At 44.9% G+C, this 16,998-nt stretch carries 16 protein-coding genes and 2 pseudogenes; 11 read left to right on the forward strand and 7 right to left on the reverse strand.

All coding sequences use genetic code 11. From position 1 onward, the window contains the following. Positions 1-255 (reverse strand): annotated as a pseudogene (locus tag C7Y66_RS25165) (TIGR00341 family protein); the annotation flags it as partial. Between the two features lie 349 nt (positions 256-604). Beyond that, positions 605-757, reverse strand: a complete 153-nt coding sequence (locus C7Y66_RS31345) for a hypothetical protein (protein ID WP_158265996.1) — start codon at positions 755-757, stop codon at positions 605-607. Between the two features lie 17 nt (positions 758-774). Between C7Y66_RS31345 and C7Y66_RS25170 the strand changes: the two genes are divergently transcribed. From C7Y66_RS25170 to C7Y66_RS25195, 8 genes and pseudogenes are all read left to right on the forward strand, one after another. Further along, positions 775-1,497, forward strand: a complete 723-nt coding sequence (locus tag C7Y66_RS25170) for a signal transduction histidine kinase LytS (protein WP_106547683.1) — start codon at positions 775-777, stop codon at positions 1,495-1,497. 140 nt (positions 1,498-1,637) lie between these two features. Beyond that, positions 1,638-2,792 carry a hypothetical protein gene (locus C7Y66_RS25175; protein WP_106547684.1) on the forward strand — a complete coding sequence of 385 codons (1,155 nt, stop codon included), beginning with the start codon at positions 1,638-1,640 and terminating at the stop codon, positions 2,790-2,792. Positions 2,793-2,794: 2 nt separating this feature from the next. Next, on the forward strand, positions 2,795-3,562 hold the full coding sequence (locus tag C7Y66_RS25180; RefSeq protein WP_199197624.1) for a hypothetical protein: 768 nt from the start codon (positions 2,795-2,797) through the stop codon (positions 3,560-3,562). Beyond that, positions 3,550-3,762, forward strand: coding sequence for a mechanosensitive ion channel family protein (locus C7Y66_RS32100; protein WP_233222843.1), 213 nt, complete (start codon positions 3,550-3,552; stop codon positions 3,760-3,762). The genes C7Y66_RS25180 and C7Y66_RS32100 overlap by 13 nt, the downstream gene beginning before the upstream one ends. 116 nt (positions 3,763-3,878) lie before the next feature. After that, positions 3,879-4,037, forward strand: a complete 159-nt coding sequence (locus C7Y66_RS31350; protein WP_158265997.1) for a hypothetical protein — start codon at positions 3,879-3,881, stop codon at positions 4,035-4,037. Positions 4,038-4,209: 172 nt separating this feature from the next. After that, positions 4,210-5,250: an AI-2E family transporter gene (locus tag C7Y66_RS25185; RefSeq protein WP_106547685.1), complete on the forward strand. Its 1,041-nt coding sequence runs from the start codon at positions 4,210-4,212 to the stop codon at positions 5,248-5,250. A gap of 11 nt (positions 5,251-5,261) precedes the next feature. After that, a pseudogene (locus C7Y66_RS25190) lies at positions 5,262-6,597 on the forward strand (DUF2254 domain-containing protein). 46 nt (positions 6,598-6,643) lie between these two features. Next, a complete protein-coding gene (locus tag C7Y66_RS25195) occupies positions 6,644-8,734 on the forward strand; it encodes a cation:proton antiporter (RefSeq protein ID WP_199197627.1) in 2,091 nt (696 codons plus the stop codon). Positions 8,735-8,945: 211 nt separating this feature from the next. Here C7Y66_RS25195 and C7Y66_RS25205 read toward each other — a convergent pair whose 3' ends face one another. Next, positions 8,946-9,947, reverse strand: coding sequence for a DUF389 domain-containing protein (locus tag C7Y66_RS25205; protein ID WP_106547695.1), 1,002 nt, complete (start codon positions 9,945-9,947; stop codon positions 8,946-8,948). A 126-nt stretch (positions 9,948-10,073) separates the two neighbouring features. Between C7Y66_RS25205 and C7Y66_RS25210 the strand changes: the two genes are divergently transcribed. Further along, positions 10,074-11,645, forward strand: coding sequence for a Na+/H+ antiporter (locus tag C7Y66_RS25210; protein WP_106547687.1), 1,572 nt, complete (start codon positions 10,074-10,076; stop codon positions 11,643-11,645). A gap of 79 nt (positions 11,646-11,724) precedes the next feature. Here the strand turns inward: C7Y66_RS25210 and C7Y66_RS25215 are convergent, their stop codons facing one another. The 3 genes from C7Y66_RS25215 to C7Y66_RS25225 all read right to left on the reverse strand — a co-directional run bounded on the left by C7Y66_RS25215 (position 11,725) and on the right by C7Y66_RS25225 (position 14,424). Continuing rightward, positions 11,725-12,750, reverse strand: a complete 1,026-nt coding sequence (locus C7Y66_RS25215; RefSeq protein ID WP_106547688.1) for an AI-2E family transporter — start codon at positions 12,748-12,750, stop codon at positions 11,725-11,727. A gap of 228 nt (positions 12,751-12,978) precedes the next feature. Further along, positions 12,979-14,136, reverse strand: a complete 1,158-nt coding sequence (locus C7Y66_RS25220) for a glycosyltransferase family 4 protein (protein ID WP_106547689.1) — start codon at positions 14,134-14,136, stop codon at positions 12,979-12,981. A gap of 72 nt (positions 14,137-14,208) precedes the next feature. After that, on the reverse strand, positions 14,209-14,424 hold the full coding sequence (locus C7Y66_RS25225; protein ID WP_106547690.1) for a hypothetical protein: 216 nt from the start codon (positions 14,422-14,424) through the stop codon (positions 14,209-14,211). A 606-nt stretch (positions 14,425-15,030) separates the two neighbouring features. Here C7Y66_RS25225 and C7Y66_RS25230 point away from each other — a divergent pair. Further along, positions 15,031-15,852: a bacteriorhodopsin gene (locus tag C7Y66_RS25230; RefSeq protein WP_106547691.1), complete on the forward strand. Its 822-nt coding sequence runs from the start codon at positions 15,031-15,033 to the stop codon at positions 15,850-15,852. Continuing rightward, on the forward strand, positions 15,852-16,226 hold the full coding sequence (locus tag C7Y66_RS25235; RefSeq protein ID WP_199197628.1) for a sensory rhodopsin transducer: 375 nt from the start codon (positions 15,852-15,854) through the stop codon (positions 16,224-16,226). Before C7Y66_RS25230 ends, C7Y66_RS25235 begins: the two co-directional genes overlap by 1 nt. Before the next feature lie 173 nt (positions 16,227-16,399). Here the strand turns inward: C7Y66_RS25235 and C7Y66_RS30655 are convergent, their stop codons facing one another. Further along, positions 16,400-16,777: a hypothetical protein gene (locus C7Y66_RS30655; protein ID WP_146149874.1), complete on the reverse strand. Its 378-nt coding sequence runs from the start codon at positions 16,775-16,777 to the stop codon at positions 16,400-16,402. Between the last annotated feature and the right edge of the window lie 221 nt (positions 16,778-16,998).

Below are 16,998 nucleotides of genomic sequence, written 5' to 3' on the forward strand. Positions count from 1 at the left end.
CGGTGCTTCTTCTGGTGGTGGTTGTAGTGCCATCACCCCCTGCGGGATCAGCGTGACGTGCAGTTGCGGCAAAGATTCAAGCTCTCCCAGCAGTTCCTCAACCTTGCTATTAGAGACGTGGGCGATCGCCAAATCAATTAGTCCCTCACTGCCAGTTGCCTCAAATAACGCCAAGTTTGCCCCTTCATACTTTTTGGCTGTTTCGAGTACTTTCTTACCATTGCCGCGTGGCACTTGAATCAGGAGTTGGCGCATATCACTTCCTTGGCAGTAAATATAAAACCGAAAATAGTAAATAGATAATTTGACAACCTACTGAAGATAATTTCATCTCCAAAAGAGTGGAAATGAGAAGCTAATTCATTAGCTTTCGACTAGTCATGCAGCAACTACTAAAGAGATTTTGGCTTGAATCCAATGCTTGTAACTGATATAAAACCAAGGATTTATTACTTTACTAATAGAATAAATTGAACGTATGTAGTTGCATCACCCCTAAGTCTAAATTTCGTTAAATTCTCTAAGCCATTTTCAGACGAAGCTAGATGTTCACTCGAATTGAGGAGTTTTTCAAATCTCAATCTCAATCTCGATCGCTCTTATGTCATTTTCTGGTCACATTGAGGTTTGAAGCTAGAAGTAGGTGGGATAACTGTTTGTTTAACGCGATCGCTTTGAGCAATAAATCTGCTCGCATCAGCGCGATCGCGTGAAAGCCACCACTGAGAAAATTAAGTTCGCGAAAGCACAATTGCAATTGTTTCAGGAGAAAAAATGGTAACTCAACAATACAAGCGTGCTGTTGGTACGTTTTCTAGCAGAAACGAAGCAGAAGCGGCTCTCAATGGACTGAGAGAATCAGGCTTCTCGATGGATAAAGTTTCTCTACTGGCTAAAGATGCAGACCGTAACGAAGCAATCTCTGGGGTTGATGTTCGAGATCGTGACGAGCTGAAAAGAAATCGCACCGAAGCGGAACGCGGTAATACTGAAGCTCAAGAAGGTGCTGGGATTGGTGCTGTTACTGGTACGGCGTTGGGTGGTATCGGTGGCTTACTCGTCGGTCTGGAAGCTTTAGTTATTCCTGGGGTAGGTCCATTCTTGGCAGGCGGGACGATCGCAGCTACTCTAGCTGGTGCTGGCATCGGTGCGGCAGGAGGGGCAATAGTTGGAGCTTTGACTGGGTTGGGTATTCCAGAAGAAGATGCCAAAGCTTATGACAAGCGGATTTCCCAAGGGGACTACCTAGTGATATTAGAAGGTACTCAAGCCCAGATCGAGCGAGCTGGCAATGTCTTAAGGAATCGCGGCATTCATGAGTGGAAGGTATACAATGCCGCTGGGGGATCCGATTCCCAGCCTAGTGTTGGTTCCGCCACTGTCAATCGCGATACGCAGCGATATGTAGATAGAACCACAACCGATCGCGATGTTATCGATACAACGACGGGCGATCCAGAAGTAAAGATTGTCGATCGACGTGAAGAGATTCGATAGTTTAAATCTCTACTGCTAAGATTTAGCCTTCTCGTTCTGCACCAATCTCAAGTAGAGACGTTACGTATAGCGTCTCTACACGAACTCAACCAATTTACATCTACGTAAAATTTACAGCTCGATCGCAATTTTGGGGAAAGATGAATTCACTAATTTCAGTTGACGAGCTATTGACTTTGGCATCTGATAAATCGGGGACTTGCGTTTCTATTTACATGCCAACTCATAAGCTGGGGACGCAGACGCAACAAGACCCGATTCGATTTAAGAATCTGATGCGGGAAGCAGAAGAAAAATCGATTGCCACTGGAATGCGGGCGCAAGATGTCAGAGATTTACTCGCAAGAGCGCAACAGCTCGATGATTTCCAGTTTTGGCAACATCAGAGTGATGGACTGGCAATTTTCATCTCGGCGAATGTCTTTGGTTACTACTGCTTGCCGCTCAATTTTGACGAACTTGTGGTAGTAACAGATCGCTTTCACTTCAAGCCCTTACTACCTTTGCTTTCAGGTGATGGACAATTCTACATCTTGGCATTGAGTCAAAACCAGGTGAGATTATTCCAAGGGACGCGCTACAGCGTCAGCGAAATTGAGTTAGAGGACGTGCCGACTAGTATTGCTGAGGCGTTGCGCTATGACGACCCTGAAAAGAGCCTCCAGTTCCATACAGGGACATCTGGAGGGCAAGGAGGCGACCGTGCTGCCATGTTTCACGGTCAAGGTGCTGGCAATGACGACCAAAAAGAAAACGTCCTGCGCTATTTCCGCAAGGTAGATAGCGGCTTGCAAGAGTTACTAAAAGATCGGCGATCGCCTTTAGTTTTAGCAGGTGTTGACTATCTCTTGCCAATTTATCAGCAGGCAAACACATATCCCTACTTGCTCGATGAAGGCGTGACCGGAAATCCAGACCAACTCAAAGCAGAGGAATTACACGCACAGGCGTGGGAGATCGTCCAGCCTCATTTCGAGCGATCGCAACAAGAAACCGCAGCCCGTTATCAAGAACTAGCCGGAACGGGAAAAACTGCAACTAACATTCAAGAAGTCGTTCCCTCTGCTTATTACCAACGAGTTGAGTCTTTGTTTGTTCCCGTAGGGTTGCAAAAGTGGGGACGCTTTCATCCCGATACCAGCGAGGTAGAGTTACACGAAGAACATCAGCCTGGGGATGAGGACTTGATGGATTTAGCAGCTTTACATACACTTTTTAATGGCGGTACGGTATATGCAGTAGAGCCAGAGCAAGTGCCTGGGAATAATTTTTTAGCTGCGGTGTTGCGTTATTAGAAATGCCAACTCTGTTTTTACCAGGTAATCGTTCCATCATCACCCGTAACATTCCAACTGCGATCGCGATCGCAATTTTTCTACTTTTACCAGCCAGCAAAGGATTAGTGCAGGAGGAAATTTCTCCTTTACCTGTCACCCCCCAAACCAGCACCCCAGAAGAAATTCCTAGCGACGGGCTGTTTTTTGCCGATGTTATTGTCAGAGGACAGCCCGTGTTTCAAATTGGCAGTCTGGGCGAACTTAGCGCCACCGAACGAGCGCAAATTGTAAATCGGCGCATTGCTGGTATTTTGGCGCAGTCACAAACTGGCAGCGCCGTCACCGTTGTTCCCGATCCTGGAAGAGGTATTGCCACCTTGCAGGTGAATAATCGGGTATTAATGACCGTGACGCAACAGGATGCCCAAGATTTTAATCTGCCTGTAGACAAGCTGGCGCAGCAGTGGGCAGCAGAGTTGAATCAAGCGTTCGAGCGTCCGCCATTAGTGATTGATGTCGGACAACGACTTTGGATTACTTTACGACAGTTTCAGCGGGATGCGATCGACAATTTACCTGCCTTTTTGGGAGCTTTGCTAGCAATCGCTGTTGCTTGGTTGATTGCTGCTAGCTTGCATCGTCTGACTTTGGTAGGGGCGCAACGTTGGGAAGTGGATCGCAACTCTAAAATTTTGGTCAGTCGTTTAGTCTATTTTTGCATAATGCCGTTTTGGGAGTTGCCGGAGTCGAAGCAGAACCCCAGCCAGACATTTTTGTGCGCGAACTAGGAGCGAGTACAGTCAATATTGAGGTGAGATTTTGGGTAAATTCTCGCCGTTTGCCATTTTTAGAAATGACTTCCCTGGTAGCACAGGCGATGAAAGAGGCATTGCAACAAGCAGGAATTGAAATGCCAAACGAGATTTATACAGTGGAGTTACGTAATTTACCGAAGATTGAACGGGGAGTTGGAAATCGGAAGTCGTAGGGGCGGGTTTGTTGAGATACCTGTACTAAAACAAATAGCTTTTCAGTTAAACCCGCCCGTACAGGGGAGTCAGAAAATTCACAAAACAATCCAAAATCTAAAATTCAAAATCGGTAATGGTAAGAAGTTTAAGGTGGTTTTGGCGGCTAATTAAAGAAACTATTTCTGAGTGGCAATTTAATGAAGTTATTGTACCATCTGAGTATGCTGTAGCTCGCGATCGCGGCACTCGCAGGCAACTTCGGTCATCGCGGCAAAACCGCCACCGCAGATAGATGAATGGCGATCGTTCCTTCTGTCAAAATTCCTGAAAAACCTGTTTCTATCCTAGCGAATTAAGCTGTAACACATTTAACTCTTTTAACTTGTATTATCAGTGCGATCGAAACGCTTGCCAAGTTCAAACTCAGACATTTCGACTTTTAACTTTTAACTTTTGACTTGCTTATGAATGAGTCATCCGTAAAACACTTTTGGGAGCGGCTGAATAATGCTAGGCTAGTTCGCTACGTGTTATTATTTGCTCTCGGTTGGGCGATCGCGCAATTTTTAGCTTATTTTGAGACAGTCATTGTTACTTTTATCTTTGCGGGAATCATCGCTTTTTTACTTAATTATCCGGTGCAGTGGGTGGCTCGGTTTTTACCGCGTGGCATAGCAGCTATTTTAGTTTTTTTACTGAGTTTGCTAGTCGTGGCAGGGGCAATTGGTACGTTGGGTTTTGCCATCTTATCTCAAGCCCAGCAGTTACTAGAACAAGCACCCCAAATTCTCAACGAACTTATATCTTCACTCGATTGGTTGCAAGATCGGTTAAAACAATGGAATTTCCAAGTTGATTTTGGCACGTTAGAAGAACAGCTAAGAGAGCAAGCCTTGGCAGGAGTGGGAATGGGATTTGCGACTTTGCAAGGGTTGCTAGCTAACTTTGTCGATTTAGTAATTATTGCGGTTGTCGCTTTTTTTATGCTCCTAGATGGCAAGCGAATTTGGAATTTCGTTCTCAAAGCTTTTCCCGAAAACTTTCGTCCTAGAATTACAGAAGCAATTCAGCATAATTTTATCGGCTTTTTTTGGGGGAGGTTGCTCTTATCAATCTTTTTTGGCGTTTCGGTGTGGGTTGTTTTTATTATTTTAGATTTACCTTTTGCTTTAGTTTTAGCCGCGATCGCCGGAGTTTTCGATTTAATTCCTGGAATTGGAGCCACGATTGGAATTACTATAGTTTCTCTGATTGTCTTGCCGCAAGGAATTTGGCTGGCGCTTCAAGTATTAGTTGGCTGCGTGTTACTTCAGCAAGTTGAGGAAAATATACTCATGCCGCGAATTATGCAAGGTTCGCTAAATATGAATCCAGTCTTTATGTTCTTTGCATTGTTAGTTGGCGCAAGAGTCGCGGGTTTAGTAGGAGTATTTTTGTCAGTACCAATTGCAGGAGTGCTGGTAAGTCTATTTGATATTAAAGATATGCAGCAAGGAAAGGATTAGTTGATAATGAAATGAAAAATGTTAAGTTAAGCAAACTATGGGATTCACTCCATTCTAGTTACTGGTTTTTACCCACAATTATGGTCGCAGGTGCTGATCGCCTTAGCAGTGACGATGCTAACGCTCGATCGCGAAGGCTATTATGGACCTCTAGAAAGTTGGGGTTGGATTTACGTTGGTAGCACAGATGGAGCGCGAGAGGTGCTTTCAGCTGTTTCTGGTTCGATGATTACAGTCGCGGCAACCGCTTTTTCGATTACGATTGTCGCACTTCAACTAGCTGCTGCCAATTTTGGACCGCGATTGCTGCGTAACTTCATGCAAGACACTGGCAATCAGGTGGTTCTCGGTACGTTTATTGCCACATTTATTTACTGCTTGCTGATACTGCGAACGATTCGCGGCGATGGAGATGATTACGATCGCTTCGTACCGCAACTTTCTACTACAGTTGCTACAGGGTTAGCACTAATTAGTATCGGGATGTTAATTTACTTCATCCATCATGCCTCGACAATTATTCAAGCATCGCACGTTATTTCTGAAACTGGAGCCGATCTAGACCGCGCAGTCGATCGCTTATTTCCCGAACATATTGGTATTAACCAGCCGCAATTCAAACAACCGCTAACAGAAATTCCAGATAATTTTGCTGCTGAAGCCTGCAAAATTAAAGCGAATAACAGTGGCTACGTGCAAGCGATCGACGACGAAGAATTAATGAAGATTGCCTGTCGGGAGCGGCTATTGCTACGCATCAACTATCGCCCAGGAAAATTTGTCGTCAAAGACCAGGCATTAGTCACGGCATATCCTCCAGAGCGGGTAAATCGCCAATTAACCAATCAAATTAACGATGCCTTTATTTTAGGTAAACAACGCACCGAACAGCAGGATGTAGAGTTTCCCATCAACCAATTAGTAGAAATTAATTTACGCGCCATTTCTCCCTCTGTCAACGATCCGTTTACGGCAATCCGGTGTATCGACCAATTGAGTGCAGGGCTATCTCTCCTGGTTCAACGCCAATTTCCCTCTCCTTACCGCTACGACGAACGGCACGAATTGCGCGTCATTGCTGAGCCAGTCACGTTTGAAGGTCTAGTCGATGCTGCTTTTAACCAAATTCGCCAGTATGGTAAACAAGATGTGGCGGTGATAATTCGCTTGCTAGAAGCGATTGCCACCATAGCTGATTACACCTGCGATCGCAAAGACCGTGCAGTGTTGCTGCGTCATGCAGCGGCGATTAAACGCGATAGCTACGAGAACGTATCGGATAAGTTGGATAAACAAGATATCGATGAGCAATACTTAGTAGTGGAAAAAGCACTTCGATCGGGATAAGCACGTTGCTATTTCGAGCGTCATTGTCTGCATTATCTCAAAATTTATGACAAATTTTTGGCAACAATTGCAAATGTGGGGCGATCGCGCTCGTGAATTTTTGACTCCCTCAGTCTTCGCTGGTCCAATTACCGATCCAGTACCAGTTTTCCTGACAATTATGGCGATTATGCTGGTTGCACCGCTGTTATTCGAGCGGGTGAGGCTACCAGGAATTGTCGGCTTAATCTTAGCGGGAGTGGTGGTAGGATCCTACGGAATAGGAGTTTTAGAGCGAGATAGCACGATTATCCTGCTCGGTACTGTGGGTTTGTTATTTCTGATGTTTATGGCTGGGCTAGAAACCAGCCTCGACGACCTAAAATACAACGCAGACAAAGCAGTAATTTTTGGCATTGCTACCTTTATCGTGCCGATGGCACTGGGTACGGTGGCGATGCTGGCAATCGGATACGGTTTCTTGGCAGCGATACTCGTTGCTTCCTGTTTTGCTTCCCACACGCTCTTGGCGTTACCAGTAGCGACTAAATTGGGAATTATGCGGACTCAGGCAGTCACGGCGACTTTGGGAGCAACTTTAATTACCAATGTCTTAGCTTTACTCGTTCTCGCCGTTGTTGTCCAGGCACATCAAGGTAGCCTTAGCCTCGGTTTTTGGTTATTTCTAATTCCGGCTTTAACTATTTATACCTTTGCCACTTTATGGGGAGTTCCTAAAATCGGTCGTTGGTTCTTTCGCCGTTTTGGGCATGACGAAGGGGCTGAGTTTACGTTTGTCGTTGCGACTTTATTTGTTGTTTCTTATGCAGCAGAACTAATTGATATTGAGCCAATTGTGGGGGCATTTTTAGCGGGAATTGCCATCACTCAACTGATTCCCCAACTGAGTCCGCTAATGAATCGCATTCAGTTTATTGGTAATACTTTATTCGTGCCATTTTTTCTAATTTCGGTGGGAATGTTGATTAATCCGAGGCTATTAGTTAGCGATCCGCGATCGCTATTGGTAGCAGGAGTGATGATTGTCGTGGCGCTCGTTGCCAAATTTGTTCCAGCTTGGGGCAGTGGTAAGCTATTTGGCTTTCAGTCCTCTGGCATTATGGTCATGTTCGGTCTTTCTGTTGCTCAAGCTGCATCGACGCTAGCAGCAATTACAGTTGCTTTTCAGATTCAACTCGTAGACCAAGCAACTGTTAACGGCACTGTCGCCATGATTTTAGTCACCTGTATTGCTTCTCCTTGGGTAACGAGTCGCTGGGGTCAAGGAGTGAAAGTTGAAGCAGCAAATCCTACTAGCAAGGGGAGAACAAAGCAAGTACAACAAGGCTTTGCCGCAGCTCAAAATCTTCGCGTTTTAGTCCCTGTTGCTAACCCTAGTACGGAAGATAATTTACTTCATTTAGCTTTAATTCTGACTAAAAAAACAGCGGGAACTTTACTACCTTTACATATTTTGCCAGATAAACAGGGAACGATCGCCCCAGAAGCAAAAATTCAGCAAAGCCAGTTATTAGCCACAGCAGAAACAATCGCTCATGCAGCTGTAACGGCAGTTGAGCCAATCGGACGCATTGATGATTCGGTAGATAAAGGAATTTTACGCTCTGCCTTAGAACGCGATGCCAATTTGATTGTTTGTGGCTGGAAAGGGTTTTCAACTTATCGCGAAAACTTTTTTGGCAGCGCGATCGATAACGTCATACGTCGCGCTACAGTCCCTGTATTAATTGCCCGATTTGCCCAGCCAATTGAAAATACTCATCGCGTCTTTTTAGCAATAGCCGATATTGAAAAATCAGCGTCCACTTTTGGACAAACGGTGTCGCTTGCTAAGTCTCTCGCTGACGAACTCAAGGCATCGCTACAACTGTTGCAGGTAACAGCCAGTCCCCGCAAACACACGTCCTTTAATCCAGAAGAATTAGGATTGAGTCCAGACACTCAAATTCAACAAGTCAGGGGCAACTTTATCGGTCGAGTTTCCAAAATGCTTCAGCAGGATGACTTATTAATCTTAACGGCTGGAACTCATCCAGAAATTATAGGTTTACCAGCATTGGGGGTTGCACCAGAGGCGATCGCTCGGAGTCATCCAGAAATTTCCATTATTGTGATTCATTTTCCTCAACGGAGCTAATCTTAGTTCGGGCTAATCGACTGCAATACCTGTGAGAGCAGGTTTGTCAAGCTCTGCACTTAGAAGTAGAAATTAACTTCCTTGGTGACTAGCTGCCGATCGATCTGCTTGCCTAATTCAACTTCTTGTGAATCGGAAATGGTAGACAATTGAATCACTTGCACTCCCTGACGCAAAATATCTAACCAGGGACTTGCCTGGGCATGGTTATTTAATTTTCTGGCGGAGAACTGCGGACTTCTTCCACTTCTCCAACTTCAAAAATTAGAGTGAAACGCTGTCCCATTTCGCGATAAATAAAGTCTTCTAATAACTGTACTTGTCGAGGTGTTACTGGTTCTCTTGCCCGCACGTTCAAGCGGACTTGGGGTGGATTTGCAAACCAATTGGTATCGTTACTCAGCAACTCCAACCGTTGAAAAGTAACAGTTTGATTCACTAAAGCTCGACGCACGCTAGTTTCTAATTGTGCCTGTCGGATCAGTCGGAAAAAACTCGCACCAAGGGGCAGCAGCAGAATTATTGTTAAAAATATAGTCCAGAGTAGGGGTTTTTTTGCTTGTGTTAGCGAGGTATAGCCTACTACTAAAAAAGTGAGCATACACGCCAGAGTAATACCCAGTAGGTTAGTTGCGTAAAGGATTGTTGCTCCCAGACTCAGCCACCAATCAGCCCGCGATAAACCCAAACCAATCGTGCAAATTGGGGGCATCAAAGCCACAGAAATTGCAGTTCCGGCAAGACTGCCAGAAATTTTTGGTTCTGCCTTGGCATAGCCGCTAATTGCACCAGCCGCCACAGCAATACCCAAATCTAATAGCGTTGGTCGAGAACGAGATAAAATTTCGCTGCCAAAGCTGGGAAGACTGACAATTAAACCCAGGCAGAAGGAGATTACTACAGCTAAAAACGTTCCAATCGAGAGCGCGATCGCACCTTCACGGAACAAAATAACACGACCTTGCAAAGCACCTAAAGCCATGCCCCGAATCGGCAACATCAAAGGTGCAATAATCATCGCGCCAATAATCACGGCAGCACTGTTTGACAGCAAGCCAAGGGTAGCAATGACACAAGAACTGATAGTTAAAGCTAAATAAGACGAGCTTAACTTTGATTCCTCCAGCAACTCTGTATGGAGTTGCTGAATTTCTAACGGATGAGACTTTTGGCGACGGAAGCTGTGAAACCGCTGGCGAATGTTGTTGAACAAGCCTTTCTCCCACTTGGTCACTGTTCACTGGTCACTGATAACTGAATTAAAGTCCTACCCCTAGAGGCTCGTCATCTAGCGCGAGTCTGACTAAGATCGACGTTTGAAGTTACTGAAAATTGACGCATGGTAATGGAATCGGCGATCGCAGAGGCAGCAATTGAAACTAACATCAAGCAATTTCTGTCAGTTCTAGCAGTGTCTCTGGGCGTGGCAACGCTACCGCAAATCTTTAGTTGGTTTCGCCAAATTCCCTATACCCTACTACTAGTTATTGTCGGCTTGGGATTGGCATTTGTGGATGTCCGATTGGTCGAACTATCCCCTGGATTGATTTTGTCAATTTTTCTACCCCCACTGCTGTTTGAAGCGGCTTGGAATTTGAAATGGTCGAACTTAAAGCAAAATCTCGTCCCCATTTGCCTTTATGCCGTGGTGGGTGTAGTGATCTCAATTGTGGGAGTCGCATTTAGTCTAAATCAGTTTGCCTCACTTCCTCTAACGACAGCTTTACTGATTGGTGCGAGTCTTTCTGCTACCGATCCGGTTTCTGTTACGGCTGTATTTCGCGAGTTAGGTGTAAGCAGCCGTCTGACAACTTTAATGGAAGGCGAAAGCTTGTTTAATGACGGCATGGCAGTGGTTGCCTTTGAATTTTTAGTTGCACTGTCTTTCGGAAATACCCAATTAGGGATTCAGCCAATTTTAGTCCAGTTTTTTGTGGTTGTAGGCGTTGGTGTTGCCGTAGGAGGTTTAATTGGTTTTGGGATTTCCTATCTGACGCAAAGATTCGATTTACCTTTAGTCGAACAATCTTTAACGCTGGTTGCTGCTTACGGCACTTACATAATCACCGAGGATTTGGGCGGTTCTGGAGTGATTGGAGTCGTGACTTGCGGCTTGATTTTGGGAAACTTTGGCTCTCGCATCGGCATGAATCCTCGCACGCGAATTATTGTCAGCGAGTTTTGGGAATTCCTGGCGTTTTTTGTCAACTCGATCGTGTTTTTGCTAATTGGCGACCAGGTTCACTTTACAACGCTGGGAGAGAATTTAGGCATTATTGCCGTAACGGTAGGGGCGATTGTTGTCATGCGGGCGATCGCAATTTACACTCTCAGCCAACTGAGTAACTATCTTGCCAAATCTACCATCCCCTTACCAGACCAAACCGTACTTTGGTGGGGTGGGTTGCGCGGTTCTGTATCAATTGCTCTAGCGTTGAGCGTCTCTGCGGCGCTACCAGAGCGAGATAAAATTATTGCTACGGTGTTTGGGGTGGTATTATTCACCTTGCTGTTTCAAGGATTGACAATTAAATCTTTGTTACAAAAGTTAAACTTATTAGGCGATCGCCCTCGTCAAGAGCAATATATGGAATTTATCGCGCGACGGGTTGCCCTCGATCGCGTACTAAAACAGTTAGAGGCAGACCAGCGCCCAGGTATCGATCCAGAGTTTTATCGCTACCAAGAAGCACTAATTAAAGGCGGAATCGAAGATTTGCAAAAAGAAATCGAGCAATTGCAAAACGAGTATCCCGACCTGATAAATTTTAGCGCCGAACAATTACGCTCCGAACTACTGGCAACGGAGGCGAATACATATGCAGAATTTGTCAAAGCCGGACGATTGAATCGAGAACTGTCGCCGTTTCTCCCAGAAGTGTTACAAACTGGGGATGGGCATAGCGATTAAGCCATAGGCGATTAAATTTTCTACAGTCCGCGCAGGCGGACTTCGCTTGTGTAGTCGCGAATTCAAATTGCCCAGGCTGCTAAGAGGAATGCTGCCATCGATCCAAAATGTCTTTAAATAAAGTTTCTTCAATCCAGGTTTTAGCAACTACTGCTAAAGGAAGTGCCATCAACAATCCCAAAGCACCAAAAAAAGTCGTAAAGAAAATTTGTGCCGTTAGTGTAACTGCTGGTAGTAACGCGACTTGGTGAGCCATGACTGTTGGCGTTAGCCAGTAACTTTCAACATTCTGAATGATGATATATAAAACTACAACAGCGAGAGCTTTCCAGGGTGCATCGAGAAATGCGATCGTCGCGGGTAAAAATACACTCAGAGTGGGTCCAATATTGGGAATAAAATTGAGTAATCCTGCTAAAACTGCATGAGCCAACGCTAGCGGTACTTGCAATATCCACAATCCAATTCCACTTAAAGCACCGATAAACACCATTTCAATCAAAGCACCAACCGTCCACGCACCTAAACCATCGGCACAGCGAGTCAGAATTTCATCCACTCGTTTGCGATAAAAGGCGGGAAAGCAGCGAATAAAAGCTTTGCGGTATGGCTGGGGATTGACTAATATCATTAAGGTTAAAATAATCACCAGCAAAAATTCTAATAATGCACCCACAGAGGTAGAAAAGAAAGCTATCATCTGTGCTGGAAGATTGGCAATATAAGGCTGAAGTTGCTCGATCAGCGCATTGATATCTGAAACTTGTGGCAAGAACGGTACTATGCGTTCTTCTAACCAGTTAATTCCTTGTTGAATTTGCTCGATTCCGGCTGGAAGAAGCTTCACCAAGTCTTGAAACTGGTTGATAAATGGAACTACAATTAGCCAAAAACTCACAGTTAATAGAGCAACAACAATACCCAAACTCAACCAGATAGCTCCAGCGCGTTTCATGCCCGATCGCTGAAATCTTCTTACGAGTTGATTAATTGCCACTGCTAATACAACTGCTGTAAATAAAAGTAAGACTAGCTGCCGAATTTGCCAGAGAATATATAGGGAAACAATTAACGCAAATAATCCTAGCCATTGCCCAATTCTCATTTTCTTTACCTACGATCGCCTTTAGATATCAATGTCTTTCGCGAGCTGTGTTTTTTACCAATTCTGCGATCGCGGCGCTGATGATTAGCCCAAATCCCAACGCCTACTAAACCAATAACAGATGCAATCGCCAATAAAGTTAATGGGTTAAAAGAAACAGCAAAACGAACTCCTGGCTTTTTGTGCTGGCATTTTAAACCAACCTTTTATGCCGCTTCATACTTAATTTTAAGCAAGCAGAACTTGACGCACTTGTGACGCAATTTGCTCCCAACTGAAGTGGGTGACAGCATACTGACAACAGGCATCTCTAGAGGGCAATAAGCTTCGATTTGTCAATAGGTCTTCGAGTTTTTCGGCGATCGCTGTTGCTTCACTAGTGGTAGTAATTAAATCGGGCGAGAACGGAGTCAAGATTTCTGGCATCCCGCCTACAGGAGTACACAAAACAGGAGTACCGCAAGCTAGAGACTCCAGCACTGGTAAACCAAAACCCTCCAACGATTGACTGGGCATGACGCAAAGATCGGCAGCTTGGTAGGCGATTGGTAGTCGGTCATCCGGTAGAAAACCTAAAAATTTTACGCAATTGTTGAGTCCCAATTCTGCTACTTGTTGTTGTAATAATGCTTCGAGCGGTCCAATCCCCGCGATCGCCAACCAAATATCGGGAAATTTTGGCTGAATTTGTGCTAGTGCTAACAATAATTTATCCAACCCCATGCGGTGAATTAAGCGTCGCGGCGTGAATAGAATGAGTTGGTCTGAGGGAAAATTCAGTTGGGCGCGGGCTTCTTGACGGGATAAGTTAGGCTGAAAGCGATGTAAGTCAACTCCACCTGGAATGACGTGAATTTTGTCCCACGGCACTTGAGAGTTTTGATGCAAAATCTCGCCAAAGGCGCGGCTAAGGACGATAAAGCGATCGCAACGGCGATAAACTGTTTTTTCAGCTTTCTGTTTGAGAAATACACTCAGTCGGCTTTCTCCTTCTCGATCGCTTTCTAACGCCCAAGGACCGTGAAACGTAAAAGTGACTGGTACGTCTTTGGGTAAGTTTTGTAGCAGAGGCAAACTGTATAGGGCAAAATTGAGGTTAATGGCATCCAATGGCTGTCGTTGATTGACAAAGTTGTGGCGAGCCAGCCATAGCCTTTGCCAGAGGGGATTGTCGGGCGCAGCCAAATTAACTAACTCGATCGCCGAATTGGTTGCTGCTGGTAAACCTAAAGCGTACAAGGTAACGCGATCGCCTGCGGCGGCGAGCTGATGGGTGAGTTCGTATACGTAGCGGTCTAGTCCCCCTGGCGATTGTGGAAACCAACCCATCCCAACGCAGGCAATACGGGCGGTGGCGATCGCAGAATCGGTTTTTTTTGCTAACATTTTAAACTCAGCTTTTTGTCCTGAGAGATCGGCAAGCTAGCCAGTGCAAAATTCACTATTTTGGCAGCAACATCATAGATAACTACCACAGCTTGCTCTCTCCAGCGTTATAGATAAAGATGACGAAAAAATGACAGCAAGGAATGTAGAATTTACACCGATTGTTTGAATTTGATGCTGGCAGCGAGCCAGTGCTACTTGCGATGGTTCTAAACTATCCACACCAAAACAAACGATTCCAGCGGCAAGATTCTCGTCTATTGGAGTGTAAAGCGTTACACGCGACATCTTAGCTAATCCCTCTTTGAGTTGTTGACTGAGGTTATGAATGCGATCGCTCTCTTCACCGATTTGCTAGCAAATTGAAAGCAAAATTACCAACCAATTGGGATAGTTCTTTTCAAATATTATCGGGTATTATCGAATACATTCAATCGCAATAATTCTTCACGCATCATTTTAGTTGTACTCAGCTTTGTCATTTTCTCATCACTTTTAGCTGAAAAAATAGAAACAAATATATGCGTCATTTCCAGCTCTCATTTCTAACAGATAATCTTTTCTCAAGCAGGTTAGGTGGCTCGCTCTATCTACGTGCAACGCCAGCAAACTAGGCATAGTCTTAACTAGTAGCATTTTGCGATCGCAGTTAAATTCGGTTCGTTTGCTACTACATCTATCAAAGTGAAGGTTAGAAGATTGTCAGAGTCAAAATCATAAAGTAATAGCAATATATCCCGATTGGTAGATGTATTTGAAGTCATGATAAGTGTTTGCTTGCAGAGATCGAATATTCAACAACAACTAATTCAACATTTAAACTGTTTTCACAAACTGCAATAACTTTTGGTTTAGCCGAATATTTTTGTTCTTAAAACTACTACGAGGTAGCTTATGGATTGGCAGGCTTTGTGGCATTGGTTATATATTGCAGGGATGGCGATCGGAGCAATCCACTTCATCATGCTTGGTAGAAATCCTCGTGGTGTTCCCAGATACGAGTATTTAGTTGCCGCTTTTATTCCGATCTGGTCGGGACTAGCTTATTTGTCAATGGTTTTACCAGGTGCGGAGTTAGAACAAGGCAAGATTGCGGTTGCAGGACAGGTGGCTCATTTTGCTCGCTACATCGATTGGGTTGTGACTACGCCACTATTGCTGTTAGCCTTGTCTTGGACAGCAATGCATCGCTTGCATAAAAAAGACTGGACGCTGATTGCTTCTTTGATGGCTACTCAGGTGATTGTTGTCGTTTGCGGTTTAGTTGCCGATCTTTCTGTCATACCTTGGGTGAGATATTTGTGGTATATCAACGGCGTTGTCGCCTTTTTTGTTGTTTTAGGCGGAATTTGGGGACCGTTGCGTGCCAAAGCCAGTAGTCAAGACTCAGCTCTGTCCAGTTTTTACAACAAGATAGCTACTTATTTTACAGTGCTGTGGGTTTGCTATCCGATCGTGTGGATTCTCGGTCCTTCCGGTTTCAGAGTTTTTGATCAAACAGTAGATACGTTTTTGTTTTGTCTAATTCCCTTGTTTTCCAAAGTCGGATTTAGCTTTTTGGATTTACATGGCTTACGCAATCTCAGCAGTCCTGACACGCAAACTCGTCTTGATGAAAATGTTGGTGGCGTGATGCGGATGATGGGATTTGCAACTGTCGTAGCACAACCAAGGCGATCGCGTAGAACGCGATATTTATCAGGAGGTATGCGATAATGCAACCAGTTGGACATACAAAATGGGCAATCGCAGAGGGTTATATCCCAGCTTATAGCAATGGACCCGAACCTCAATTTACCAGCCACGAAACCGTATGTATTCTCAATGCTGGTGACGCAGATGCCCATGTTGAAATAACAATCTTTTACAGCGACAAAGAACCCGTTGGTCCTTACAAAGAAACTGTTCCAGCCCGACGCACGAAACATATTCGCTTCAACAACCTCAAAGATCCAGAACCAATCCCCCTCGACACCGACTTTGCCAGCGTCATTGAATCGGACGTGCCAATTGTCGTCCAGCATACCCGTTTAGATTCCCGTCAAGCAGAGAACGCCCTCCTCAGCACCATTGCCTACGCTAGCTATTAGCTTAAAAACATAGGCAAGAAAAAGAATGGTTCTTTTGGGTTGCGGGTGATAGTCGATCGCTCCCTGCAACCAATGGTAGATGATAATCGTCGCCGGATCGCGCAGGATGAAGCAATTGTCAGCTTATTGCCTGATTTTCAAATACTAAGTGCCCTAGCTTTGCACTTCAATTTTTAAGAGGAGAATATGAGCAACAAATTTGGCAAAAAACTTGTTTTTCTAGCTCCAGTTTTAGGGCTGTCCCTGCTTATTGGTGCTTGCGAACCCACGGGTACAGGCGGTACTGGTGGTACTGGTACTACTGATACTACTAGTCCTGCTGAAACTCCTGCTACTAGCCCCACAACTCCAGCTGAGACTCCAGGCACGACAACCACCCCACTTGAAACTCCAGGCACGACAACCACCCCACTTGAAACTCCAGGCACGACAACCACCCCACTTGAGACTCCCACCCCAACAGTTACGCCTTCACCTTCTCCATAACTTGTCTTTATCGACTCGACTTGCGATCGCCAGTTGTAGCGATCGCTGGCATTGAAAATTCTCATTGTTAGTGGTGGAGTTGCCAGCTCTCCACTCCTGGCAATTTTGTCATGCAGTTCATGTTAGTAGAGCAGTTGTTTCGTGACATCTCAAGTACGAACAATAAATTGAGCGATCGCCTTGACAAACTATCCATAGTATGAATAAAACAATACTTCGGACAGTTTTTGGCGCTTGGCAGTAGACAGAAAAGCCATCGAACCGATAGAGTGCCTTTTAGAACAAA

This window comes from Chroococcidiopsis sp. CCALA 051 (assembly GCF_003015105.1).
Classification (GTDB): Bacteria; Cyanobacteriota; Cyanobacteriia; order Cyanobacteriales; family Chroococcidiopsidaceae; genus Chroococcidiopsis; species Chroococcidiopsis thermalis.

Bases quoted from the DNA above. Each gene is read 5' to 3' on its own strand.
- C7Y66_RS25175 (WP_106547684.1), top strand. From the start codon at position 1,638: ATGAATTCACTAATTTCAGTTGACGAGCTATTGACTTTGGCATCTGAT.
- C7Y66_RS25210 (WP_106547687.1), top strand. From the start codon at position 10,074: ATGGTAATGGAATCGGCGATCGCAGAGGCAGCAATTGAAACTAACATC.
- C7Y66_RS25220 (WP_106547689.1), bottom strand. From the start codon at position 14,136: ATGTTAGCAAAAAAAACCGATTCTGCGATCGCCACCGCCCGTATTGCC.
- C7Y66_RS25225 (WP_106547690.1), bottom strand. From the start codon at position 14,424: ATGTCGCGTGTAACGCTTTACACTCCAATAGACGAGAATCTTGCCGCT.
- C7Y66_RS30655 (WP_146149874.1), bottom strand. From the start codon at position 16,777: ATGAGAATTTTCAATGCCAGCGATCGCTACAACTGGCGATCGCAAGTC.
- C7Y66_RS31350 (WP_158265997.1), top strand. From the start codon at position 3,879: ATGGTAAGAAGTTTAAGGTGGTTTTGGCGGCTAATTAAAGAAACTATT.
- C7Y66_RS25235 (WP_199197628.1), top strand. From the start codon at position 15,852: ATGCAACCAGTTGGACATACAAAATGGGCAATCGCAGAGGGTTATATC.
- C7Y66_RS25170 (WP_106547683.1), top strand. From the start codon at position 775: ATGGTAACTCAACAATACAAGCGTGCTGTTGGTACGTTTTCTAGCAGA.
- C7Y66_RS25180 (WP_199197624.1), top strand. From the start codon at position 2,795: ATGCCAACTCTGTTTTTACCAGGTAATCGTTCCATCATCACCCGTAAC.
- C7Y66_RS25230 (WP_106547691.1), top strand. From the start codon at position 15,031: ATGGATTGGCAGGCTTTGTGGCATTGGTTATATATTGCAGGGATGGCG.
- C7Y66_RS25215 (WP_106547688.1), bottom strand. From the start codon at position 12,750: ATGAGAATTGGGCAATGGCTAGGATTATTTGCGTTAATTGTTTCCCTA.
- C7Y66_RS25185 (WP_106547685.1), top strand. From the start codon at position 4,210: ATGAATGAGTCATCCGTAAAACACTTTTGGGAGCGGCTGAATAATGCT.
- C7Y66_RS25195 (WP_199197627.1), top strand. From the start codon at position 6,644: ATGACAAATTTTTGGCAACAATTGCAAATGTGGGGCGATCGCGCTCGT.